Origin of the sequence: Xenorhabdus aichiensis, assembly GCF_028598775.1 — a bacterium.
Lineage (GTDB): Bacteria > Pseudomonadota > Gammaproteobacteria > Enterobacterales > Enterobacteriaceae > Xenorhabdus > Xenorhabdus bovienii.
The window spans coordinates 1-25,410 of the sequence record NZ_JAQRFO010000039.1; the positions used below are offsets into that span (position 1 = coordinate 1).

General features: G+C 45.8%; 20 protein-coding genes and 1 other RNA gene. 17 read left to right on the forward strand and 4 right to left on the reverse strand.

The window, feature by feature from the left end; translation table 11 throughout:
• The first annotated feature begins 656 nt into the window (after positions 1-656).
• The 9 genes from pdhR to PSI22_RS15670 all read left to right on the forward strand — a co-directional run bounded on the left by pdhR (position 657) and on the right by PSI22_RS15670 (position 14,205).
• Positions 657-1,421, forward strand: a complete 765-nt coding sequence (pdhR, locus tag PSI22_RS15630) for a pyruvate dehydrogenase complex transcriptional repressor PdhR (protein ID WP_273580582.1) — start codon at positions 657-659, stop codon at positions 1,419-1,421.
• Between the two features lie 244 nt (positions 1,422-1,665).
• Positions 1,666-4,329 carry a pyruvate dehydrogenase (acetyl-transferring), homodimeric type gene (gene aceE, locus PSI22_RS15635; protein ID WP_273580547.1) on the forward strand — a complete coding sequence of 888 codons (2,664 nt, stop codon included), beginning with the start codon at positions 1,666-1,668 and terminating at the stop codon, positions 4,327-4,329.
• Positions 4,330-4,342: 13 nt separating this feature from the next.
• The gene (gene aceF, locus PSI22_RS15640; protein WP_273580549.1) at positions 4,343-6,205 is read left to right on the forward strand and encodes a pyruvate dehydrogenase complex dihydrolipoyllysine-residue acetyltransferase; all 1,863 of its coding nucleotides are present in this window, start codon (positions 4,343-4,345) and stop codon (positions 6,203-6,205) included.
• A 218-nt stretch (positions 6,206-6,423) separates the two neighbouring features.
• Complete coding sequence (gene lpdA, locus PSI22_RS15645) at positions 6,424-7,851, forward strand: dihydrolipoyl dehydrogenase (protein ID WP_155272035.1); 1,428 nt, start codon at positions 6,424-6,426, stop codon at positions 7,849-7,851.
• Between the two features lie 503 nt (positions 7,852-8,354).
• Entirely contained in the window at positions 8,355-10,952 is a 2,598-nt protein-coding gene (gene acnB / locus PSI22_RS15650) for a bifunctional aconitate hydratase 2/2-methylisocitrate dehydratase (protein ID WP_273580552.1), read from the forward strand.
• Positions 10,953-11,100: 148 nt separating this feature from the next.
• Positions 11,101-11,472 carry a YacL family protein gene (locus PSI22_RS15655; protein ID WP_273580554.1) on the forward strand — a complete coding sequence of 124 codons (372 nt, stop codon included), beginning with the start codon at positions 11,101-11,103 and terminating at the stop codon, positions 11,470-11,472.
• 177 nt (positions 11,473-11,649) lie between these two features.
• On the forward strand, positions 11,650-12,522 hold the full coding sequence (mscS, locus tag PSI22_RS15660) for a small-conductance mechanosensitive channel MscS (RefSeq protein WP_273580555.1): 873 nt from the start codon (positions 11,650-11,652) through the stop codon (positions 12,520-12,522).
• A 214-nt stretch (positions 12,523-12,736) separates the two neighbouring features.
• Positions 12,737-13,360, forward strand: coding sequence for an arginine exporter ArgO (gene argO, locus PSI22_RS15665; RefSeq protein WP_273580556.1), 624 nt, complete (start codon positions 12,737-12,739; stop codon positions 13,358-13,360).
• 107 nt (positions 13,361-13,467) lie between these two features.
• The gene (locus PSI22_RS15670) at positions 13,468-14,205 is read left to right on the forward strand and encodes an oxidative stress defense protein (RefSeq protein WP_273580557.1); all 738 of its coding nucleotides are present in this window, start codon (positions 13,468-13,470) and stop codon (positions 14,203-14,205) included.
• Here the strand turns inward: PSI22_RS15670 and PSI22_RS15675 are convergent.
• Positions 14,202-15,107: a LysR family transcriptional regulator ArgP gene (locus PSI22_RS15675; protein WP_273580558.1), complete on the reverse strand. Its 906-nt coding sequence runs from the start codon at positions 15,105-15,107 to the stop codon at positions 14,202-14,204. The two genes, PSI22_RS15670 and PSI22_RS15675, sit on opposite strands and share 4 nt — an antisense overlap.
• 164 nt (positions 15,108-15,271) lie before the next feature.
• On the opposite strand from PSI22_RS15675, the gene rpiA reads away from it, so the two are divergent.
• Together rpiA and serA are read left to right on the forward strand one after the other, a co-directional pair.
• Complete coding sequence (gene rpiA, locus PSI22_RS15680) at positions 15,272-15,931, forward strand: ribose-5-phosphate isomerase RpiA (protein ID WP_273580559.1); 660 nt, start codon at positions 15,272-15,274, stop codon at positions 15,929-15,931.
• Positions 15,932-16,206: 275 nt separating this feature from the next.
• Positions 16,207-17,448 (forward strand): phosphoglycerate dehydrogenase, encoded by a 1,242-nt coding sequence (serA, locus tag PSI22_RS15685; protein WP_273580560.1) that lies wholly within the window; start codon positions 16,207-16,209, stop codon positions 17,446-17,448.
• Between the two features lie 71 nt (positions 17,449-17,519).
• On the opposite strand, the gene PSI22_RS15690 is transcribed toward serA, so the two are convergent.
• From PSI22_RS15690 to zapA, 3 genes are all read right to left on the reverse strand, one after another.
• Complete coding sequence (locus PSI22_RS15690) at positions 17,520-18,113, reverse strand: 5-formyltetrahydrofolate cyclo-ligase (protein ID WP_273580561.1); 594 nt, start codon at positions 18,111-18,113, stop codon at positions 17,520-17,522.
• A gap of 48 nt (positions 18,114-18,161) precedes the next feature.
• Positions 18,162-18,345, reverse strand: a non-coding RNA gene (ssrS, locus tag PSI22_RS15695) — 6S RNA.
• A 194-nt stretch (positions 18,346-18,539) separates the two neighbouring features.
• Positions 18,540-18,845 carry a cell division protein ZapA gene (gene zapA / locus PSI22_RS15700; protein ID WP_012989781.1) on the reverse strand — a complete coding sequence of 102 codons (306 nt, stop codon included), beginning with the start codon at positions 18,843-18,845 and terminating at the stop codon, positions 18,540-18,542.
• Positions 18,846-19,048: 203 nt separating this feature from the next.
• On the opposite strand from zapA, the gene PSI22_RS15705 reads away from it, so the two are divergent.
• The 6 genes from PSI22_RS15705 to gcvH all read left to right on the forward strand — a co-directional run bounded on the left by PSI22_RS15705 (position 19,049) and on the right by gcvH (position 25,373).
• A complete protein-coding gene (locus PSI22_RS15705; protein ID WP_273580562.1) occupies positions 19,049-19,627 on the forward strand; it encodes a YecA/YgfB family protein in 579 nt (192 codons plus the stop codon).
• A 44-nt stretch (positions 19,628-19,671) separates the two neighbouring features.
• Entirely contained in the window at positions 19,672-20,988 is a 1,317-nt protein-coding gene (gene pepP, locus PSI22_RS15710; RefSeq protein WP_273580563.1) for a Xaa-Pro aminopeptidase, read from the forward strand.
• Positions 20,989-21,012: 24 nt separating this feature from the next.
• Complete coding sequence (gene ubiH, locus PSI22_RS15715; protein ID WP_273580564.1) at positions 21,013-22,203, forward strand: 2-octaprenyl-6-methoxyphenyl hydroxylase; 1,191 nt, start codon at positions 21,013-21,015, stop codon at positions 22,201-22,203.
• A 24-nt stretch (positions 22,204-22,227) separates the two neighbouring features.
• Positions 22,228-23,460, forward strand: a complete 1,233-nt coding sequence (ubiI, locus tag PSI22_RS15720; RefSeq protein ID WP_273580565.1) for an FAD-dependent 2-octaprenylphenol hydroxylase — start codon at positions 22,228-22,230, stop codon at positions 23,458-23,460.
• A gap of 371 nt (positions 23,461-23,831) precedes the next feature.
• Positions 23,832-24,929, forward strand: a complete 1,098-nt coding sequence (gene gcvT / locus PSI22_RS15725) for a glycine cleavage system aminomethyltransferase GcvT (protein WP_273580566.1) — start codon at positions 23,832-23,834, stop codon at positions 24,927-24,929.
• 51 nt (positions 24,930-24,980) lie between these two features.
• The gene (gene gcvH / locus PSI22_RS15730; RefSeq protein ID WP_273580567.1) at positions 24,981-25,373 is read left to right on the forward strand and encodes a glycine cleavage system protein GcvH; all 393 of its coding nucleotides are present in this window, start codon (positions 24,981-24,983) and stop codon (positions 25,371-25,373) included.
• Positions 25,374-25,410 lie beyond the last annotated feature (37 nt).

Genomic DNA, 25,410 nt, shown 5'->3' on the forward strand with positions numbered 1-25,410 from the left:
TTAGAGTGATAACATCCTCCCAGGAATAAAAATAATGTTATGGACATGTATAAAATGTAGATAATAGAAGTGCCAACCTAAGGAATATTTTAACTATCCAAGAATTATCTATATTAGGATTATCAATATTAATGTAGCACTTTTCATAGGTCAATTCCCGTCATGACGTTAAGGATAACGCTGGCGGGAATTTTTTTGGTCAGGTGTTTGGAGAGAGGCAGCTAAGTTAACTTGGTTGACCTATTAACCATTATTGATTATTACTCATCTATCAAATTTAATTGAATTAATATATATAGTATATGAATAAATATAAATTATATTTCTAACTGTAACGATTCAGTTTGCCTATCTATACGTTTTTAAAAATTAAACCCCATCAAATTTTTTTACCTGAAAATCCCTTTTGGTTATAGTTTTTTGATAAAAATTAAAATAATTTGTTAAAATTTGCAGATTTTTATGATTTAGCTCAAGGTCTTTATAGACAGCTAGTGAATACTTTGTTACTTTAAGACCCTGTATTCTAAATTGGTATTACCAATTGACTACAGCCCGATTAACTGAGGCTGAATTGATCACGATCCAGTTGATCTGACCCAGTTATCATGACTAGTCCGAAGCAACATTTACTCATTGAATGGCTTACAGCAGATATGGCCTATAGCAAGATTCGCCAACCAAAGTTATCAGATGTGATTGAGCAGCGTCTTGAACATCTCATTCTCGAAGGCTCGTTACGCCCGGGAGAAAAGCTGCTGCCTGAGCGTGAGCTGGCAAAGCAGTTTGAGGTATCACGCCCTTCACTACGCGAAGCCATTCAAAAATTGGAAGCCAAGGGCTTTCTTTTCCGTCGTCAGGGCGGGGGAACTTTCGTGCAGAGTAATCTCTGGCAAAGTTTCAGCGACCCACTCGCCCGGCTTATTGCAGAGAATCAAGAATCTCAATTTGATCTCCTCGAGACGCGCCATGCGTTGGAAGGTATAGCGGCATATTATGCGGCCCTTAGGGGAACCGATGAAGATTTCGAGCACATCGAAAAAAGCCACTTTGCTATTCAAGAAGCCCAGCAAAGCGGTGATGTTAAGGCGGAATCAGATGCTGTCCTGCAATATCAGCTTATTGTCACTGAAGCTGCCCATAACGTGGTATTGCTACATTTACTGCGCTGTATGATCCCCATGCTGGAACAAAATATCCGACGCAACTTCGAATTCATTTATACCCGCAAGGAAATGTTAGCAGCTGTCAGTAACCACAGGGCAGAGATTTTTCGTGCGATCATGGCGAGAGAACCGGAAAAAGCCCGTGAGGCTTCGCATCGCCATTTGGCTTTTATTGAAGAAGTTTTATTGGATCTGACTCGTGAGCATACTCGTCGTGAGCGCTCACTACGCCGGCTCCAGCAACATCAGGAATAAATGCCTATCCTCAAGGGCGTCATTGACAATTAAAACTCCCGGATGGGGTAGGTTCTATAATCTTGGCTGTACAGATCTTGGCTGCTGCGTCTGTACAGTTCGTCAACTCTTTATTCAAGAGTTTTAGCGGCAACATATAGCAGGGCCTATCTTCCGGTCATGACTGGCAAAACGTCAAAAGGTATGACCAGAAGATAGGCTCCAAAACAACCATTAGAAATAGATAACAGATAAGGAATACACCATGTCAGATATTTTGAAAAATGACGTGGATCCGATCGAAACTCGCGATTGGTTACAGGCGATCGAATCGGTCATCCGTGAAGAGGGTGTTGAGCGTGCTCAGTTCCTGATTGATCAGGTTTTGAACGAAGCCCGCAAAGGTGGTGTTAGCGTTGCAGCAGGTGTTGCAAGTCGTGATTACATCAACACTATTCCTGTTGAGGATGAGCCTGCTTATCCTGGCAATCTGGATTTGGAGCGTCGTATCCGCTCTGCTATTCGCTGGAATGCGGTGATGACCGTTCTGCGTGCATCCAAGAAAGATCTAGATCTGGGCGGCCACATGGCTTCATTCCAGTCTTCTGCTACTTTTTACGACGTTTGCTTTAACCACTTCTTCCGCGCCAGCAATGAAAATGATGGCGGTGACTTGGTTTACTTCCAGGGCCATATTTCTCCGGGCGTTTATGCACGTGCTTTCCTGGAAGGCCGTTTGACTGAAGAGCAGATGAACAATTTCCGTCAGGAAATTGGTGGTAATGGCCTGTCTTCTTATCCGCATCCAAAATTGATGCCTGATTTCTGGCAGTTCCCAACTGTTTCAATGGGTCTGGGCCCGATTTCTGCTATTTATCAGGCTAAGTTCCTGAAATATTTGGAACACCGTGGTCTGAAGAATACGTCTCAACAAACCGTTTATGCTTTCCTGGGCGACGGTGAAATGGATGAACCAGAATCCAAAGGTGCGATCACTATCGCAACTCGTGAAAAACTGGACAACCTTGTTTTCGTCATCAACTGTAACTTACAGCGTCTTGATGGCCCAGTGACTGGTAACGGCAAAATCGTTAACGAACTGGAAGGTATTTTCGCCGGTGCTGGCTGGAAGGTACTGAAAGTTCTGTGGGGCGAGCGTTGGGACGAACTGCTGCGTAAAGACACCAGCGGTAAACTGGTTCAACTGATGAATGAAACTCTGGATGGTGACTACCAGACATTCAAATCCAAAGATGGTACTTATGTGCGTGAGCACTTCTTCGGCCGTTACCCAGAAACCGCAGCATTGGTCAAAGATATGACTGATGATGAAATCTGGGCTCTGAACCGCGGTGGTCATGATCCTAAGAAAGTCTATGCTGCACTGAATAAAGCGCAGAATACTACGGGTCAACCAACGGTAATTCTGGCTCAGACCATCAAGGGTTATGGTATGGGTGATACCGCTGAAGGTAAAAACATTGCCCATCAGGTTAAGAAAATGAACATGGAAGGTGTCCGTCACTTCCGCGATCGTTTCAATGTGCCTGTGTCTGATGAGCAAATTGAAAAACTGCCATACGTCACCTTTGATAAAGACTCTGAAGAGTCCAAATATCTGCATGAGCGTCGTAATGCGCTGGGTGGTTACCTGCCAAGCCGTCGTGTAAACTTCGACGACAAATTGGAAATGCCTGCACTGGAAGATTTCAGCTCACTGCTGGAAGAACAATCCAAAGAAATTTCTACTACTATCGCCTTCGTTCGTGCACTGAACGTTATGCTGAAGAATAAGTCGATCAAAGATCGTCTGGTTCCAATCATCGCTGACGAAGCACGTACTTTCGGTATGGAAGGTCTGTTCCGTCAAATCGGTATCTACAGCCCGAATGGTCAGCAATATACTCCGCAAGACCGTGAGCAGGTTGCATACTATAAAGAAGACGCCAAAGGCCAGATCCTACAGGAAGGTATCAACGAGCTAGGTGCCGCCTCATCTTGGCTGGCTGCTGCAACTTCATACAGCACCAACAACCTGCCAATGATTCCGTTCTACATCTACTATTCTATGTTCGGATTCCAGCGTATCGGTGATCTGTGCTGGGCGGCTGGCGACCAACAGGCTCGTGGCTTCCTGGTAGGCGGTACTTCTGGCCGTACGACTCTGAACGGTGAAGGCTTGCAGCACGAAGATGGCCATAGCCACATTCAGTCTCTGACTATTCCTAACTGTATCTCTTACGATCCCGCATTCGCTTATGAAGTGGCTGTTATCATGCATGATGGTTTAGAGCGCATGTATGGTGAGAAACAAGAAAATATCTACTACTATATCACTACACTGAACGAAAACTACCACATGCCAGCAATGCCTGCGGGTGCTGAGGAAGGTATCCGTAAAGGTATCTACAAGCTGGAAACTTTTGACAGTGCGAAAGGTAAAGTTCAGTTGCTGGGTTCTGGTTCTATCCTGCGTCATGTTCGTGAAGCAGCTAAGATCCTGTCTGACGAGTATGGTATTGGTTCTGATGTATACAGCGTAACGTCCTTCACTGAACTGGCGCGTGATGGTCAGGATTGTGAGCGTTGGAATATGCTGCACCCATCAGAGGAACCACGTGTTCCTTATATTGCGCAGATCATGAATGAAGCACCAGCAATAGCGTCTACTGACTACATGAAGCTGTTCGCAGAGCAGGTTCGTAACTTCGTCCCTGCAAGCGAATTCCGCGTATTAGGTACTGACGGTTTCGGTCGTTCTGACAGCCGTGAAAACCTGCGTCATCACTTTGAAGTTGATGCTTCTTACGTGGTTGTCGCTGCTCTGGGTGAATTGGCTAAACGCGGCGAAGTTGATGTGAAAGTCGTTGAAGAAGCTATTAAAAAATATAACATCAACCCAGAAAAAATTAACCCACGTCTGGCATAAGAGGTAAAGATTAATGTCTATTGAAATTAACGTACCTGATATCGGTGCTGATGAAGTTGAAGTTACCGAGATTCTGGTGAAAGCGGGTGACACCGTAGAAGCAGAGCAGTCACTGATCACTGTTGAAGGTGACAAGGCTTCCATGGAAGTCCCATCACCACAGGCCGGTGTGGTTAAAGAAATCAAAGTTGCAGTTGGTGACAAAATTGAAACCGGCAAACTGATCATGATTTTTGAGTCCGCAAAGGGTGCAGCAGAAGCTGCACCTGTGCAACAGAAAGCAGTAGCTCTGGCGGCGGCACCTGTGGCGGCTGAAAGCAAAGAAGTCAACGTACCTGACATCGGTGGTGATGAAGTTGAAGTTACCGAAATCATGGTAAAAGTCGGTGACACCATTACTGAAGAGCAGTCCCTGATCACCGTAGAAGGCGACAAGGCTTCTATGGAAGTTCCTGCTCCATTCGCAGGTACTGTGAAAGAAATCAAGATTGCGGCTGGCGATAAAGTCAAAACGGGTTCTCTGATCATGGTATTCGAAGTTGCAGGTTCTGGTACAGCGCCAGCGGCAACTCCGGCTCCAGTAGCAGCGGCTCCTGCGGTGTCAGCAGCAAAAGAAGTCAATGTACCTGACATCGGTGGTGATGAAGTTGACGTTACCGAAATCATGGTAAAAGTCGGTGACACCATCACTGAAGAGCAGTCCCTGATCACCGTTGAAGGTGACAAGGCTTCAATGGAAGTCCCTGCACCATTCGCGGGTACTGTGAAAGAAATCAAGATTGCCGTTGGCGATAAAGTCAAAACGGGTTCTCTGATCATGGTATTTGAAGTGGTGGGTGCAGCTCCTGCCGTAGCACTGGCAGCGGCACCATCTCTTGCGGTTGAATCGGTGAAAGCAGCTCCAGCGGCTAGCCAGCCAGCAGAAGGCAAGAACGAATTCGCAGAAAATGACGCTTACGTTCATGCGACTCCCGTCATTCGTCGTCTGGCGCGTGAATTTGGTGTGAATCTGGCGAAAGTGAAAAGTACAGGTCGCAAAGGCCGTATCCTGCGCGAAGACATTCAAGCTTACGTAAAAGATGCGGTTAAACGTGCAGAAGCAGCTCCTACTGCTGCTGCGGGTGGTGGCATGCCAGGTATGCTGCCTTGGCCGAAAATTGATTTCAGCAAGTTTGGTGAAATCGAAGAAGTTGAAATGAGCCGCATCCAGAAAATCTCCGGTGCTAACCTGAGCCGTAACTGGGTCATGATCCCTCATGTTAACCTGTTCGATGAAGCGGATATCACTGAAGTTGAAGAGTTCCGTAAACAGCAGAACAAAGAAGCTGAGAAGAAACAGCTTGGCGTGAAGATCACTCCGCTGGTATTCGTGATGAAAGCGGCTGCGAAAGCACTGGAAGCCATGCCTCGCTTTAACAGCTCTATCTCTGAAGATGGCCAGAAGCTGATCCTGAAAAAATACATCAACATTGGTATCGCGGTTGATACGCCTAACGGTCTGGTTGTCCCTGTGTTCAAAGATGTCAACAAGAAAGGCATCATAGAACTGTCAAGAGAACTGGCTGAAGTATCCAAGAAAGCGCGTGCTGGTAAGCTGACGGCTTCCGACATGCAGGGGGGTTGCTTCACCATCTCCAGCCTGGGTGGTATCGGCACTACCGGCTTTGCACCTATCGTGAATGCACCAGAAGTGGCAATCATGGGGCTGTCTCGTTCTTCTATGAAACCCGTCTGGAATGGCAAGGAATTCGTTCCTCGTCTGATTCTGCCTATGTCTCTGTCTTTCGACCACCGAGTGATTGATGGAGCAGATGGTGCACGTTTCATCACTTATATTAATGAAGTGATGAGCGATATCCGCCGTCTGGCGATGTAATATGAAGGCCGGTGAGTAACCGGCCTGATGATTACTATCCTTTATGATTACGATCGTGACAGATATTTTAGACTTACATCTAGCATGTTGGGATTTCTGTCACGTTAACGCGCTTTTCAGGTTATTTACAATTCTGTAAACTGCTCGCGGTGTGTACGTCCCGGTGGAATATGGTTTTTTTTCGTCTGACCCGCCGGACAAACAATTAAGAGGTCATGATGAGTACTGAAATTAAAGCCCAGGTAGTGGTGCTTGGAGCAGGCCCTGCTGGGTATTCTGCTGCTTTCCGTTGTGCAGACTTAGGTTTGGATACCGTTCTGGTGGAGCGCTACTCTACTCTGGGTGGTGTTTGCCTTAACGTCGGTTGTATCCCATCCAAAGCACTGCTTCATGTTGCAAAAGTGATTGAAGAAGCGAAAGCACTGGCACAACACGGTATTGTGTTTGGTGAGCCACAAACTGATATCGACAAAATCCGTCTCTGGAAAGAAAAAGTGATTTCCCAGCTGACAGGTGGTCTGGGCGGTATGGCTAAGGGCCGTAAAGTTAATGTTGTTAACGGCATTGGTAAATTTACAGGCGCTAACACTTTGGTAGTAGAAGGCGAGAAAGGCGCAACAACGATTAATTTTGATAATGCCATTATCGCTGCGGGTTCACGCCCAATTCAACTGCCATTCATTCCACATAATGATCCTCGCGTATGGGATTCTACCGATGCACTGGAACTGAAAACTGTTCCGGAACGTCTGCTGGTTATGGGCGGCGGTATTATCGGTCTGGAAATGGGAACCGTTTACCACGCTCTGGGTTCTCAGATTGATGTGGTAGAAATGTTCGATCAGGTTATTCCTGCTGCGGACAAAGATATTGTTAAAGTGTTCACTAAGCGTATCAGCAAGAAATTCAACCTGATGCTGGAAACCAAAGTGACCGCAGTAGAAGCTAAAGAAGATGGCATCTACGTAACGATGGAAGGCAAGAAAGCACCAGCAGAACCACAGCGTTATGATGCAGTTCTGGTTGCTATCGGCCGTGTACCCAATGGTAAGTCGCTCGACGCGGGTCAAGCGGGTGTTGAAGTTGATGAGCGTGGCTTTATCCATGTGGATAAGCAAATGCGTACTAACGTGCCTCATATCTTTGCCATCGGTGATATCGTTGGTCAGCCAATGCTGGCACACAAAGGTGTTCATGAAGGTCACGTTGCGGCTGAAGTTATCTCTGGTAAGAAACATTACTTCGATCCAAAAGTGATTCCATCCATTGCCTACACTGAACCAGAAGTGGCTTGGGTTGGTCTGACTGAGAAAGAAGCGAAAGAGAAAGGCATCAGCTACGAAACCGCCACTTTCCCATGGGCGGCGTCAGGCCGTGCAATCGCATCTGACTGTTCAGATGGTATGACCAAACTGATTTTCGACAAAGAAAGCAACCGTATTATCGGTGGTGCTATTGTCGGCACTAACGGTGGTGAGTTGTTGGGTGAAATCGGTCTGGCTATTGAAATGGGTTGTGATGCGGAAGATATCGCTCTGACTATTCACGCTCACCCAACACTGTATGAATCAATCGGTATGGCTGCGGAAATGTATGAAGGCAGCATTACTGATTTGCCAAATCCTAAGGCAAAGAAAAAGAAATAATTCTTTAGATTTTGCAGTATATTAAATCTTTGTGCCAAGCGGCTCCCATTCAGGGGGCCGTTTTTAGTTTATACAAATTTTATTGTATTGTTCGGAGTTTAAAGGTTTTCATCTGTATTTCATGGTGAAAATCTCTGTAAGGGGAGCTTAGTCTGTTAGCAGATTTGAAAGCCCCGCTGACTCAGAAAATATAACAGGAAAATATAACAGATAGAAATGGAGGCATTTTCAGGCTTAAGTAGAAAAAAATGGTATATAAAACTGCAATACTCTCTTTGTGTCTCGTTATCCAACATTTTATCATGGCATAATGTTACTTTTATGTGAATGAATTAACATGCCATTCAAAATTTGGTATGCTAAGCGCCCGAAGCTCGACATAATCCTGAAGTTATGCGAGTAAAATCCTCTGACCTGACACCCTTGATGGTTGTTCTTTGATGATCGTTACCGGGTGCAGACAGCCGGGTATATAAAATGACAATGAGAGCGAGGAGTAAGTCGTGCTAGAAGAATACCGCAAGCACGTAGCCGAGCGTGCAGCTCAAGGCATCGTCCCTAAGCCATTAGACGCAGCTCAAGCAGCAGCGCTGGTCGAATTACTGAAGAACCCACCTGAAGGTGAAGAAGATTTCCTGTTAGATCTACTGACCAACCGTGTTCCTCCTGGTGTTGATGAGGCCGCTTATGTGAAGGCCGGTTTCCTTGCCGCTATTGCCAAGAGTGAGACAACCTCTCCCCTTGTTACGCGGGAAAAAGCCATCGAATTATTGGGAACTATGCAGGGCGGGTACAATATCCACGCTTTGATTGATGCTCTTGATGACGAAAAACTAGCTCCAATCTCAGCGAAAGCGCTTTCTCATACTTTGCTGATGTTTGATAGCTTTTATGATGTGGAAGAAAAAGCGAAAGCTGGCAATTCTCATGCTAAACAAATTATCCAGTCATGGGCAGATGCTAAGTGGTTCTTGGAGCGTCCTGAACTGGCAGAAAAAATTACCGTTACCGTCTTTAAGGTCACTGGTGAAACTAATACCGATGATCTATCCCCTGCACAAGATGCGTGGTCCCGTCCAGATATCCCTCTGCATGCTCTGGCAATGCTCAAGAATGCCCGTGAAGGCATTGAGCCGGATCAAGCTGGTGCGGTTGGCCCAATCAAGCAAATTGAAGAACTGAACAAAAAAGGCCATCCTTTGGCTTATGTCGGTGATGTTGTGGGTACGGGTTCTTCCCGTAAATCAGCAACTAACTCCGTCCTGTGGTTTATGGGTGAAGATATTCCATTTGTGCCTAACAAGCGCGGTGGTGGCGTGGTATTGGGCGGAAAAATTGCCCCAATTTTCTTCAATACCATGGAAGATGCAGGCGCGTTGCCAATTGAGGTGGATGTTTCCAATCTCAACATGGGAGATGTCATTGACATTTACCCTTATAAAGGCGAAATCCGTCACCATGACACCAATGAATTGCTGGAAACCTTTGGGCTGAAAACTGATGTACTTCTCGATGAAGTGCGTGCTGGTGGCCGTATTCCGTTGATTATCGGCCGTGGCTTGACGACGAAAGCCCGTGAATCACTGGAATTGCCACACAGTGATGTATTCCGTCAGGCAAAAGCAATTGAGAAAAGTGAACGCGGTTTCTCACTGGCGCAGAAAATGGTGGGTCGTGCCTGTGGTGCGACGGGAATTCGTCCAGGCGAATATTGTGAGCCTAAGATGACTTCTGTGGGGTCTCAGGACACCACTGGGCCAATGACACGGGATGAATTGAAAGATTTGGCCTGTCTTGGCTTCTCTGCGGATCTGGTCATGCAGTCATTCTGTCATACTGCGGCTTATCCAAAACCTGTAGATGTGACTACACATCACACGTTGCCTGATTTCATCATGAACCGTGGTGGGGTATCGCTGCGTCCGGGCGATGGGATTATCCATTCATGGCTGAACCGCATGTTATTGCCGGATACGGTGGGTACAGGTGGTGACTCCCATACCCGCTTCCCAATTGGTATCTCTTTCCCGGCAGGATCTGGGCTGGTTGCATTTGCTGCTGCAACAGGCGTAATGCCGCTGGATATGCCTGAATCTGTATTGGTGCGCTTTAAAGGCAAAATGCAACCCGGCATTACCCTGCGCGATCTGGTTCATGCCATTCCTTACTATGCCATTCAGCAAGGTTTACTGACTGTTGAGAAGAAAGGTAAGAAAAATATTTTCTCTGGCCGCATCCTTGAAATTGAAGGCCTGCCAGAGCTGAAAGTTGAACAAGCCTTTGAATTGGCGGATGCGTCTGCGGAACGTTCTGCGGCAGGTTGTACTATCAAGCTGGATAAAGCGCCTATCACTGAATACCTGCAATCTAATATCGTATTGCTGAAATGGATGATTGCGGAAGGTTATGGGGATCGTCGAACACTGGAACGCCGTATCATTGGTATGGAAAATTGGCTGAAAGATCCTCAATTGCTGGAAGCCGATGCGGATGCTGAATACGCTGCTGTTATTGAAATCGATCTGGCGGAAATCAAAGAGCCTATTTTATGTGCGCCGAATGATCCTGATGATGCGCGTCTGTTATCAGCAGTTGCCAACAGCAAAATTGATGAAGTCTTTATCGGTTCCTGTATGACCAATATCGGTCACTTCCGTGCTGCGGGCAAATTGCTGGATCAACATAAAGGCCAGTTACCGACTCGCCTGTGGGTTGCTCCACCAACTAAAATGGATGCCGCCCAACTGACGGAAGAAGGTTACTACAGCATCTTTGGCAAGAGTGGGGCGCGTGTCGAAATCCCGGGTTGTTCATTATGCATGGGGAATCAGGCGCGTGTTGCGGATGGCGCAACGGTGGTGTCCACTTCCACCCGTAACTTCCCTAACCGTCTGGGCGCTGGGGCGAATGTTTATCTGGCCTCTGCGGAGCTGGCTGCGGTGGCTTCATTACTGGGCCGCCTACCAATGCCGGAAGAGTATCTGCAATTCATGGACAAAGTCGATGAAACCGCAGCAGATACTTATCGCTACCTCAATTTTGATCAATTGAACCAGTACACCGAAAAAGCGGATGAAGTGATCTTCCAAACGGCTGTATAAAAAAGTATATTGCAAAAAATAAGGAGGCAGATGCCTCCTTTTTTTATGGCAGCTTTTGTGTCAGTTTGTGGACTGCCTCTGAGGTGAGAGCTGCGGAAATGTTTAAAATCCAGATGTGGTTGATATCAACAATATAGTGGGGTGCATGATGGAATATGAATTTACGCAGGATATTGCGGGTCACGTTACAACTTATTTTTCGATGGATCATGAAGCGATTGGTCATTGGTTGAATGAAGAAGTTAAAGGTGATTTGAGTGTATTGGATAAAATCACTTCAGCACTGGCGGGCATCAAAGGCAGTGAACGCCAATGGCAATTGATCGGTCATGAATACACATTATTGATGAGTGAGGGAGAAATCATGATTAGGGCTAACCAACTCCAGTTCGATACAGAAATGGTGGAAGAGGGGATGAGTTACTATGATAACGAGAGTCTGGCTTTTTGTGGAACAGACGATTTTATCGATATGTTAGCCGATTATAAAGATTTTATTTTGCAAAAAAATCAAAGGTAAGTGTTAGTGTTCAACCAAAGAGGGTTTTCTGCCATAATCGGTATTCCATCACTTTTGTGTGTTGTAGTTCTGGTTTTTCCGTTTATTTTTTGAATAGTGACCTATGTTATCAGGTGAGGTTATAGCTGATAACAGCACTGAATGAGATAGGTTCCAACAATAAAAGGTGGGCTTTTTATGGAAGAGATCAATCTATCAGGTGAGATTGATAAAGCAGCAAATTGGTTTGCCAGCAATCAGGAGCTGTTGATTCAATATGCGGTGAATGTTGTGTCGGCCATCGTCATTCTGATCGTGGGCTTGCTTGTTGCTAAACTGGCTAATAAAACAGTTAAGCGCGTCATGTCATTGCGTGGCATTGATGCAACTATCTCTGATTTTTTGTCCGCGATTATTCGTTATGCCATCATCGCGTTTGCAATTATCGCAGTGCTTGGAAAGTTGGGCATTCAGACAGCGTCTGTCATTGCAGTTATTGGTGCTGCTGGTTTGGCGGTAGGTTTGGCATTACAGGGATCGCTGTCAAATTTTGCTGCGGGTGTTCTTCTGGTGATTTTCCGGCCACTCCGTACGGGTGAATATGTCATTATTGGCGGCGCGGAAGGGACGGTTGTACAAGTACAAATTTTCTCTACAACCCTGCGTAGTGGTGATGATCGTATCATCGTGATCCCTAACGGAAAGATTATTGCGAACGACATTATCAATACCAGCCGTGAGCCGAACCGTCGTACTCAGATTATGGTTGGTGTTGCTTATAACGCGGATATTGATGAAGTGAAAAGAGTGCTGGGTGATGTGGTTAAAGCGGATAAACGCATTCAACATGAAAAAGGTATTACCATTCGTCTGCACGAAATGGCACCTTCATCACTGAACTTTATTGTGCGCGTATGGACAAGTAATGATGAGGCCTGGAGTGTTTACTGGGATCTGATGGAAGGTTTCAAACGTACTCTGGATCAGCACAATATCAGCATTCCATTCCCACAAATGGATGTCTATCTGCATCAGCAGCAAGCTGCCTTACAGAAGAAGATAGACCAATAATAAAAGTAGCTTGGTGTGAGCAGTGAAAATTCTCACACCAAGCTTAAGCAGTTTTACCTGCTTCTTCTTCCATCATGCTGATATTTGACTATATTATTGATATTTATTATTAAATTATCTAATGATGAATAAGAATTATTCATTTTTACTCATATATGATCTTTCCTAATATGCATATAACATAGCTAATTGAGTCATTATTAGGGGTTTCTGCATGCTTTCGACATTTATACAGGGCTTTTTTCTTGGTGCTGCCATGATCCTCCCGCTTGGACCACAAAATGTTTTTGTGATGCAGCAGGGAAGTAGAAAACAGTTTCATTTAATGAGCGCAACGTTATGTGCCACCAGCGATATTGTCCTTATCACGGCGGGGGTATTTGGAGGAAGTGCTTTGCTTGGGCAATCGGCATTCCTGCTGCAAGCGGTGACGTGGGGCGGAGTGGCATTTTTGCTATGGTATGGATGGAGTGCTTTTCGAGTGGCGTTATCGGCGGATATCAAACTCTCCCGTTCAGAGAATGTCGTCCAGAACCGCTGGCGAGTCATAGTGACGCTATTTGCCGTAACGTGGCTGAATCCGCACGTTTATCTGGATACCTTCGTGGTATTAGGTAGCGTGGGAGGAGGACTGTCATCGGAACTTAGGCCGTGGTTTACCGTTGGGGCTGCTACGGCATCCATAAGCTGGTTTTTTGCATTGTCAATTCTGGCTGCCTGGTTTTCACCCGTACTCAATCAGCCTCGATCACAAAGAATCATTAACCTCTTTGTTGGTTGTGTGATGTGGTATATCGCATGGAGTTTGCTCAAACAGGGATTACAGATGTTTTATTGAGTTACATACTACTTTATAGATAGTGTGCTAATGTTTCTGGAAAGTGCTTTGTCTTACTGTAAACTGTAAGAAGTGCCTGTTTACTTGCTGTATCCGAAGGAGGTTTTGTGAAACATAAATCACTGGTATTCGCTGCAATGATGGCAGTAGGAAGTTTGTCCTGTATGGCTGCTTCTGCTGCTGAATTACCCCCCGCCCCACATATATCAACTTCTGGTAATGCGATCATCAAAGCAGCGCCGGATATAGCGACTTTGATGATCCATGTGAAAGTGACTCAAAAAAGTGCGGCAGACGCAAAGCAAAAAGTGGATGAACGCGTCGCAAAATATTTTGATTTCTTGAAAACCAATGGTATTGACAAGAAAGAGATTAATGCGGCCAATTTACGCACTCAGCCCGAATATCAATACGAACAAAAGACGGGTAAATCAACTATTACGGGTTATAGTGCATCACGTTCAGTTGAAGTCAAAGTTCGTCAGTTGGATCAACTGAGTACATTATTGGATGGTGCATTGAAAGCAGGATTGAATGAAATCAGTTCAGTGCAGTTTAGTGTCGATAATCCACAGCGTTATCGTGATGAAGCGAGACAGAAAGCCATTGAAAATGCGATTCAGCAGGCGACTGCACTGGCAAAAGGCTTCAACAGCAAGTTAGGCCCTGTGTATAGCGTCACTTATCGTTCCCCTGAAGCCGTGCCTTTTCCAATGAGCCGCATGAAATACAGGTCAGCGCTTATGGCCGCAGCTCCCGCTGAGGATTCAGCCAGTGAAACTTATGAACCACAAAGCATCGAATTCTCTGATCAGGTTGAAGCGGTTTTTGAATTGCAACGCTAACTAATTTCATCTTCCTGACGTAACATCTGGCGCCCTAGTTTCAGTAGGGTGTCAGTGACTTTTCTCATCGCGCCACTTTCTGGAGCAAAACGGTGCCAATAAAGCATACGGCGCTGACATAGCCCTGGGGTTAAATCAATTAATTCGCCGGCTTTCAGCTCTTTGTCGATTTGCAGGTGTGGGATCATGCAGCATGTCGAGCCTTGTTTTGCTAATTGAACGAATGCTTCAGAGGAATTCACAATATGGCAGGGAACACTGCCCGGTGATAAATCAAAATGCTGCTGTAAAAATGCCTGATGCATATCATCCAAATGGTCGAATGCAACCGCAGGGGCTTTTAGTAAAGCTGAACGAGTGACGCCATTCGGAAAGAATCGTTCAGCGAATTTAGGCGATGCCACAAACAGATAATCGAGGGCACCTAATTTATCCACCAGGCAGCTTGGCAGTGGCTGTGATTGAATACTGATAGCCCCGACGACTTCTCCGCGCCGCAAACTTTCTTGAGTACGGGTCTCATCTTCTACCTGAATATTGAGTCGGATAGGGACATCGGATAAAACAGGATGGAGAGCTGGCAAGAGCCACGTTGCCAAACTGTCGGCATTGACTGCAAGTGAGAGCAGTAACGGGATATCGTTACCATTTTCATCGCCGAGCCATTGTGCTTCCAGCAATTCTACCTGATGTAATAGTGCGAGCAGTTTTTGTCCTTGTTCTGTAGGGTGGGGGGGAACGGTGCGTACTAATAAGGGCTGCCCAAACATATTCTCCAATTGCTTGATACGTTGGGATACCGCTGACTGGGTGATACAGAGTTTTTGCGCCGCACGCTCGAAACCGCGTTCTCGGATCACTGTATCCAACGCTTGTAGGGATCGGTAATCAGGACGTTTCATTGAAAATCAGATTCTCCATTCTTGCTCGGTTTTCTGTGCCATAGGGTTCTATATTTTTTTGTGCTGCACAGCACTATGCCATATTTTTTCGCCGGGTGAGGCAAAATATTGTTTATACTGGTGGCCGCATTTTTCCTTGTAACCGATTATAGGCTGTGATTGATATGACGCAGGACGAACTGAAAAAAGCAGTAGGTTGGGCAGCACTGGAATACGTCAAGCCTGGCACAATCGTAGGTGTTGGTACAGGTTCAACGGCATCGCATTTCATTGATGCATTAGGGACAATCAAAAATCAAATCGAAGGCGCAGTGTCCAGCTCGGAAGCATCGACTGAAAAGTTAAAAAGTCTGGGCATTCCCGTTTTTGACTGTAATGAAGTTGATAGCTTGGATATTTATGTTGATGGTGCTGACGAAATCAATGGCCATATGCATATGATCAAGGGAGGCGGCGCAGCATTGACGCGAGAAAAAATTATTGCCGCTGTTGCAAAGAAATTTATTTGTATCATCGATGAATCAAAACAAGTCGATGTGCTGGGTAAATTCCCGCTGCCGGTTGAGGTTATCCCAATGGCGCGCTCTTATGTTGCTCGTGAACTGGTGAAATTAGGTGGAACCCCAGTTTATCGCCAGAATGTGGTCACGGATAATGGCAATGTTATTCTGGATGTTCATAATCTTGTTATTCTTGATCCCGTTGCGTTGGAAAATAAAATAAATGGCATCACTGGCGTGGTGACGGTCGGCCTATTTGCCAATCGTGGTGCTGATGTGGTGCTGGTTGGGACAGCAGATGGCGTTAAAACGATCGCAGAATAATCGTCTATTGGGGCAGAATAATCTGCCCTTAAAATATTTCCATGTTTTTTTAAAAAATGGAAATTTAGTGAGATATATCACATCCTAGCCTAAAAATTCCTCAAAGTTCTGTTTTTAGGCTGTAACAAGTCATATTACTACGTATAACAACTCTTTTACTTCGATTTACCCTGTTGCGTGAGCAAACGATTGTATTGCCGTTGCTGTTTTTTTTGTTATTTTGGTGGAATTCATTATGGATATTCTGAAAATTAAGACAACGATAGGGCGGGCAAATGGTCAAGGTATCTTTAGAAAAGGATAAGATTAAATTTTTGCTACTGGAAGGCGTTCATCAGAGCACAGTTGATAACCTGCGGGCGGCGGGATACAGCAATATTGAATATCACAAAGGGGCGTTGGAACCTAAAGAATTGAAAGAAGCGATTCGTGATGCTCGCTTTGTGGGTATCCGTTCTCGTACTCAATTGACTGAAGAAATTTTTGAAGCGGCTGAAAAGTTGGTTGCTGTGGGATGTTTCTGCATCGGCACCAATCAGGTTGACCTGAAAGCGGCTGAAAAACGTGGTATTCCTGTATTTAACGCACCATTCTCCAATACACGTTCCGTGGCGGAGATGGTATTGGGTGAGTTACTGTTGCTATTACGTCGTATTCCTGTTGCAAATGCGAAAGCACACAGAGGAATATGGGATAAACAGGCCAAAGGCTGTTATGAAGCGCGAGGTAAGAAGCTCGGCATTATTGGTTACGGCCATATCGGTACACAGCTTGGCATTTTGGCTGAAAATATCGGCATGAATGTTCATTTCTATGATATTGAAAATAAACTGCCGTTAGGAAATGCACAACAAGTACATCATCTGTCTGAACTGCTGAATATGAGCGATGTTGTCAGCTTGCATGTACCTGAAACAGGCTCAACAAAAAACATGATCGGTGTGGAAGAGCTGGAGCTGATGAAGCCGGGTGCAATCCTGATTAATGCCTCACGTGGCATGGTAGTGGATATTCCTGCACTCCATGACGCGCTAGAGAGCGAGCACCTTTCCGGTGCGGCACTTGATGTGTTTCCGAGTGAACCTGCAACGAACAATGAGCCTTTCATCTCGCCTCTGAGCAAATTTGATAATGTACTGCTGACTCCGCATATTGGTGGATCAACACAAGAAGCCCAAGAGAATATTGGTTACGAAGTCGCGGGTAAACTGGTCAAATATTCTGACAATGGTTCTACGCTGTCAGCGGTCAACTTCCCTGAAGTTTCACTGCCTGTTCATGCCAAAGATACTCACCGACTACTGCATATCCATGAGAACCGTCCTGGCATTTTGACTAGCATCAACCAAGTTTTCACCGATCAGGAAATCAATATTGAGGCACAATACCTGCGTACCAACGGAGATATTGGCTATGTGGTCATTGATATCACGACGCAAAATTCGGCTCAGGCTGAAATGGTTCTGCAAAACCTGAAAGCTCTGCCTGGCACGATCCGCTCTCGTCTGCTTTACTGATTGCCTGGGCGAATACTATGAAAAATGGGGCTATCGTAGAAACAATAGCCCCTGAAAAGGATAAACTGTCATTACCAGCGCCATATTTTTTCAGGCGTAATGATTTCTGGCAGAGGAATATCCCAACTGGCACTTGGCAAGGAATTAACTAATTGGAAATCGTGCGCCAACCCAATCGGATAAAAATTTTGCTGTTGCCATTTGGCGAGCGTTCTGTCGTAGAAACCGCCTCCCATCCCCAAACGTTGCCCTGTGCTATCAAAAGCCACCAGTGGAATAAACATCACATCAAGCTCAGAGACGGGCAAAACCTGCCGGACATCTAATGGTGGTTCTTCTATGTTAAAACGATTGCAGTTGAGGGAAGTCTCAGCATGGTAATGCAGGAACAGCAGATGATGCTGATTGAATGGGTGCAATACGGGCAGATAAACTTGTTTATTTTGTTGCCAAAGCTGCTGAATCAGCGGTCGGGTGTCTAATTCACCATCAAAGGCGAGATACAGGGCAATTTTGTTTGCCTGCTGGATCTTGGGGTGAGACATGGCATTTTGAGCGACTTGCTGGGCAAATCGCGATTGCTGTTCTGGGGATAGATTGTGACGTAACTGTCGAATTTGTTTTCTTATGGATTTTCGGAGAGATAAAAAAGGATCTGATTGCATGAAACCTGCCTATTAATGCAGAAAAGGATACAAAACAGATAAATAAGGGGGTTCTCCAAGATGCCGCGGCAGGTGGTAACCCTTGAACCCTTGGTTCAAGGTGAACGTAGTGTCGCCCCTATTAGGCTTCTTGGTCTAGCCAAGCATGCTCACAAGAAACGGAGCACCACATTCTATAGGTATGAAATATCGGCTCAGGGGACTTACCTGCTCACGCACACCTCAGAGAAATTTTGTAGCGCTTAAACCAATCAGTTAAGAATTCATCCGTCAAGAACCTATCTGTCAGGATCCATTCATCAGGCTTTAAGCAACGCAATAGAGCCTATTGTATGGAACTAAATGGAGAAAGCAACTGCTTATATTCATGTATAGTGACTACTGCCTGATTTATCAACAAGGATCAGTTTATTGACAGCTAGGAGGTCAGGTAATTTTACCTTGTTCTAACAAAGCTTGTTCAATAGTCTGCTGGAGCATTTTTATTTTTTGTTCCATATTGTAGGAGTAATCACGGGTTTTCATCTTTTCCTGTGCTAACTCGTGACAAACGTTCAGCGCCACAATAAAAACCAGTTGCTCAGTGTTCGTTACTCTGGTGCGTTCTTTGAGGTTATGCAAACGCTGATCAAGTTCCTTCGCAGCAGCTTGCAAAGCCTCTACCTGCTCTGGTGGACAATTGACACGTAATGATCGCCCAAAAATCTGAATATCTACTGGTTGTGCAGACATGACACCTTCCTGATTTATTACTGTGCCGATACCTTGATTCTGGCATAAAAGCAGATTTTGGTATTAAAACAAGGCCGACAACAATCATTACCGTACAATACCAAAAGGCAACCCTCCTTATATCGGTGTGTGCTGTCTGGTATAGCGACTCCCCTTGATGGTAGCATAGCATGAACTTATATCGCCAACGATGATCAATATACATGTCTATACAAAACTCATTACCTAATTATCAATCATTTGATGAAATTTTGCATCAACAGTCAGTTGCGCTGACAGCCGCCGAAATGCACGGTCTAATCAGTGGCCTATTATGTGGTGGAAATCATGACAGTAGCTGGCAGACACTAATGCATGATCTGACTAATGATGGCCTTGCATTTTCACAGGTGTTGGCACAGCCGATTAGGGAATTGTACGAAACAACCTTTGAATCACTTGATGATAGTGATTTTGCTTTTAATCTACTGCTTCCTGATGATGAGGCGAGTGTTTTTGACTGTGCTGATGCGTTGGCGGGATGGGTAAATCATTTCCTGTTGGGATTAGGCGTGGCGAATCCGAAGCTGACAGAAAAACAGGAAATACAGGAAGTCATTACTGATTTACGTAACATCGGTATGTTGGGATACGACGAAGACGAAGATCAGGAAGAACTATCCCAAGCTCTGGAAGAAGTATTGGAGTACGTCCGTGTTGCAGTACAACTCTGCTACATTGCCTTGGCGACACCGAAAACGGCAAATAGCGTGAAAAAAAATGAAAAGCCAACGCTACACTGATTGGCGGTTAACCAACTAATAATAATCAAATCGCAGGAGAGGGTATGACTAAACAAGAATATTTGTCCCGTCGTCAGGCATTATTGTCAAAAATGGCACCGGCCAGTGCAGCCATTATTTTTGCAGCCCCGCCTGCGAGGCGTAATTCAGATTGTGAATATCCCTATCGCCAGCACAGTGATCTTCTTTACTTGACTGGGTTCAACGAGCCGGAAGCGGTTCTTGTTCTGATCAAAAGTGATGAAAACCACAACCATAGCGTGTTGTTTAACCGTGTTCGTGATCTAACTGCGGAAATTTGGTTTGGTCGTCGGATTGGTCAGGATGCTGCATTGGAAAAACTTGGGGTGGATCGCGCCCTGCCATTTGATGATCTCAGTAAACAGCTTTATCTGCTACTGAATGGTTTGGACGTGGTTTATCATGCCCAGGGGGAGTTTGAATACGCTGACAATATCGTATTCAGCGCCTTGGATACATTGCGGAAGAATAACCGTCGTAACCTCAGTGCACCATCAATGATGGCAGATTGGCGTCCGTGGCTGCATGAAATGCGATTGTTCAAATCGGCAGCCGAACTGGACATCATGCGCAAGGCAGGCGACATCAGTGCGAAGGCTCATACAAGAGCCATGCAGAATTGTCGCCCAGGCATGTTTGAATATCAGCTTGAGGCTGAAATCCATCATGAATTTACTCGTCAGGGCGCACGTTATCCTGCTTATAACACCATCGTTGGTGCAGGAGAAAACGCCTGTATTCTGCATTACACAGAAAACGAGCGCCGCATGAAAGAGGGCGATCTGGTATTGATCGACGCGGGTTGTGAATATGAAGGATATGCCGGCGACATTACGCGGACATTCCCGGTTAACGGCAAATTCACCCGTCCCCAGCGAGAAATTTATGACATCGTGCTGCAATCTATCAATGTCTCCCTTGAACTGTACAGGCCGGGCACCAGTATCCGTAAAGTGACGGAGCATGTGGTGCGCATCATGGTTGAAGGGCTGGTCAAATTGGGGATCATGCATGGCGAAGTAGAACAATTGATCGAGACCAATGCTCATCGTCAATTTTTCATGCATGGTTTAAGTCATTGGCTGGGATTGGATGTGCACGATGTCGGGCATTATGGCATAGATCGCGATCGCATTCTGGAACCCGGCATGGTGCTGACTGTTGAACCAGGGCTTTATATCGCGCCGGATGCTGATGTACCACCGGAATACCGTGGTATTGGCATCCGCATTGAAGACGATATTGTAATTACGGAAGTAGGCAATGAGAATCTGACCGAGCATGTCGTGAAAGATCCGGATGAAATTGAAGCACTGATGGCACAGGCGAAACAGAATTAAAATTACTGTAATCAGGAAATCATAATGAACGTGATTATTGTGGGAGGAGGAATGGCTGGTGCAACACTGGCGCTGGCTATCTCTTCCTTAAGTCGGGGGCAGTTACAGGTCTCTTTGATTGAATCGACAGAACCAACACAAGAACATCCGGGTTTTGATGCAAGAGCTATTGCCTTGGCTTATGGCACATGTCAGCGCCTGAACCAAATAGGTGTCTGGCCTGTGCTGAAAGATTGTGTCACCCCAATTACTCACGTTCATGTCAGCGATCGAGGCCATAGCGGTTTTGTTAACATTCGAGCCGATGACTATGCTATTCCGGCATTGGGTAATGTCATTGAATTACACGATGCCGGGATTCGTCTGTTTAATCTGTTAAGACAGGCACCTAATGTCAAACTTCACTGTCCGGCTAAAGTGAATTCCGTTGAGCGTCTGGATACTTCGGTTGTGGTCAAGCTGGACAATGGCGAAAAGATCACGGGAGAGTTGTTGGTTGCTGCCGACGGAAGCCATTCTGCCGTGGCGAAAGCGTGCAATATTCCGTGGCAGCAGCAAACTTACGGTCAGGTTGCCATGATTGCCAATGTCCTGACATCTGAACATCCTCAGGGACGGGCATTTGAACGTTTTACCGAGCACGGCCCGCTGGCATTGTTGCCCATGTCTGAAGGTCGCAGCGCTTTGGTATGGTGCCACCCACTGGAAAAACAGACGGAAATCAACGGCTGGAGTAATGAGGAATTTCTTCAACAATTGCAAAAAGCCTTTGGCTGGCGTTTGGGTAAGATGCTGGAAACGGGTCAACGGCATAGTTATCCACTGGCTTTATCCACTGCCAGCCAGCAGATCAGTCATCGTCTGGCGTTGGTAGGTAATGCGTCCCAAACGTTACATCCGATTGCCGGGCAGGGTTTTAACTTAGGAATGCGTGATGTTATGACACTGGCACAAGTCATTTCAGCGGCGGCAGATTCAGGGCAAGATATTGGTGCTTATGATGTTTTGGCTCGTTACCAGCAGCAACGCCATACCGATCGTGAAACAACGATTGGCATTACGGATGGGCTGGTCAGAATATTCGCCAATGACTATTTCCCTTTGAAGATAGGGCGTAACCTTGGCCTGATGACGATGGAAACGTTGTCCCCGTTGCGGGACTTATTTGCTCGTCAGACACTGGGTTGGGTTACCCATCACTCATCGGCAGAATAAGGCAGATTAAGAGGAAAGAAAAACATGCAATCATTTGATGTGGTGATCGCAGGGGGCGGTATGGTTGGCCTTGCGCTGGCCTGTGGTTTGCAGGGTAGCGGCTTGCGCATCGCGATTGTAGAAGAGTACCCACCGACAGGCACGTTTCATGCTAACGACGAACATGCGCTGCGTGTTTCTGCCATCAATGCAGCCAGTGAGCGGTTATTAACTCATCTTGGTGTCTGGCAGCACATTACTGCGATGCGAGCTAGTGCTTATCAGGGTATGGAAGTCCGGGATCAGGATAGTTTTGGCCGCATTAAATTCGATGCGACAGAAAATGGTCTGACACATCTTGGGCACATCATCGAAAACCATGTGATCCGGCAGGCACTTTGGCAGCAGGCGGAAAGTTTGCCTGATGTGACGATTTTTACACCCGTATCCCTCAAAAATGTCGCGTGGGGAGAAAACGAAGCTTTCATTACTCTGTCCGATGAGCGAATGCTCACTTCACGGCTGGTTGTTGGTGCTGATGGTGCGAATTCATGGCTGCGTCAACATGCGGATATTCCACTGACCTTTTGGGATTATGAGCACCATGCACTGGTCGCCACCATTCGTACCGAAGAACCTCATCAGGCTGTTGCGCGTCAGGTCTTTCATGGTGATGGAATTCTGGCTTTCTTGCCGTTGTCTGATCCCCATTTATGCTCGATTGTCTGGTCACTACCTGCTGAAGCTGCGCAACAGCGCAAGGCAATCGACGCTGTATTATTTAATCGGCAATTGGGCGTTACATTTGATATGCAGCTTGGTCAGTGTGAATTAGTCAGTGAACGCCAGGCTATTCCATTGATGGGGCGTTATGCCCGTAATTTTGCAGCCCATCGGTTAGCTCTGCTGGGGGATGCTGCACATACTATTCATCCTTTGGCGGGACAAGGCGTTAATTTGGGATTTATGGATGTGGCAGAGTTGATTGGAGAACTGAGCCGCCTACACCGTCAGGGGAAAGACATCGGTCAGTATCTCTATCTGGGGCGTTTCGAACGCCGCCGCAAGCACAGCGCAGCGGTGATGCTGGCAGGCATGCAAGGGTTTCGTCAGCTATTTGATGGCAATAATCCGGCTAAAAAACTATTGCGTGATATTGGATTAACGTTCGCTGATCACTTACCGGGAGTGAAATCGCAACTGCTTCGTCATGCCATGGGGCTAAATGATCTCCCTGATTGGCTGATTTCTCAAACCTCTTCGGTTGAAAAAATCTAATTCTGCTTCTCATTTGGGATTAGTTTTCCTCATGTTGGACTAAAGTGTGTTCAGTTGATTTGCTTCGCACTTTAGTCTTTTTCTAATAAAAAAAGAACGTATTCTGGGTTTCATTAAAAATTTTGAGCGCTTTCACGCAATAAATTAGACAAAAATTCTGCATGATAGTGAATGGTTTTTCAGGTTATTACTGTAATGCTGCTAATTTATTTTATGGTTCATTTTCATTTTCAGTGATAACTTCTAACCCAAGGTATCGTTTGCGTCATTAACCGCTTTTTTTGATTCATGATCCAACCTCTGTCGGTTAATACGCCGTATGTTTTTCAGGTCAAAAACATTTTCATGTTAAGAATGGAAAGAGGGAAATAATGTCAAAACACACCCCACTATATGATCAACATCTGGCATGCGGAGCGCGCATGGTAGATTTTCATGGCTGGATGATGCCCCTTCAATACGGTTCACAAATCGACGAACATCACACGGTGCGTACTGATGCTGGTATGTTCGATGTTTCCCACATGACCATTGTGGATCTGCATGGCACAGGTTGCCGTGATTTTCTCCTCTATCTTCTGGCAAATGACGTCACCAAACTGACCGAACAGGGTAAGGCACTTTATACCGGCATGTTGAATGCCTCCGGTGGTGTTATTGATGACCTGATAGTCTATTTCTTCACTGATGACTTCTATCGCATGGTTGTGAATTCTGCGACCCGTGACAAAGACTTAGCATGGATTCAACAGCATGCCACGAATTACCCCGTCGAAATTACGGTGCGTGATGACTTGGCATTGATCGCTGTTCAAGGCCCGAATGCGCAGTCTAAAACACAATCCCTGCTGAATGATGAACAAAAACAGGCCGTGACAGGCATGAAGCCTTTTTTCGGTGTTCAATCTGGCGATTTATTTATCGCGACGACCGGTTATACCGGCGAAGCAGGTTATGAAATTGCGTTACCGAAAGAACAGGCTGCTGATTTTTGGCAGCAATTGCTGGCAGCAGGCGTCAAACCCGCTGGATTGGGCGCACGGGATACACTACGCCTCGAAGCGGGTATGAATCTTTACAGTCAGGAAATGGATGAGACCATTTCGCCTTTAGCGGCCAATATGGGATGGACAATTGCGTGGAAACCGGAAGATCGTCAATTCATTGGCCGTGAAGCGCTGGAAAGACAGCGTGAAGTAGGTACAGAACAACTGGTTGGCTTAATTATGCGCGAAAAGGGCGTATTGCGTAGTGGTTTAACTGTCCACTTCACTGATAAAGCGGGTGAAATGCGTTCTGGCGTCATTACCAGCGGAACATTCTCTCCAACTTTGGGGTTCAGCATTGCTCTTGCACGAGTTCCTCAGGGAATCGGAGAACAAGCGATTGTTCAGATCCGTAACCGTGAAATGCCTGTTCAGGTGGTTAAACCGGGTTTTGTACGGATGGGCAAACCGCTCGTAGAGTAATTTTGGTCGTAACATTTTTATTAATGAATTAAAAATAAGGAGATGGCAACGATGAGTCATGTACCAGCAGAATTAAAATATACCTCATCACACGAATGGGTTCGTGCGGAAGGAAATGGTGAATACACTGTAGGTATTACCGAGCACGCTCAGGAACTCTTGGGTGATATGGTATTCGTTGATTTGCCCGAAGTCGGTGCAGTTGTAAATAGTGGTAGTGACTGTGCTGTTGTAGAATCAGTCAAAGCGGCTTCTGATATTTATGCCCCCTTGAGTGGTGAAGTTACCGCTGTTAATTCAGAGTTGGAAAGTTCTCCTGAATTAGTCAACAGTGAACCTTATAACGAAGGTTGGCTGTTCCGCCTTAAGATCTCTGACGAGAGTGAACTCACCCATCTGCTTGATGCGGAAGGTTATCAGTCACTTTTGGCAGAAGAAGAATAATGATGACTATCGCCCCATATCACGTTGTGAATGGGGC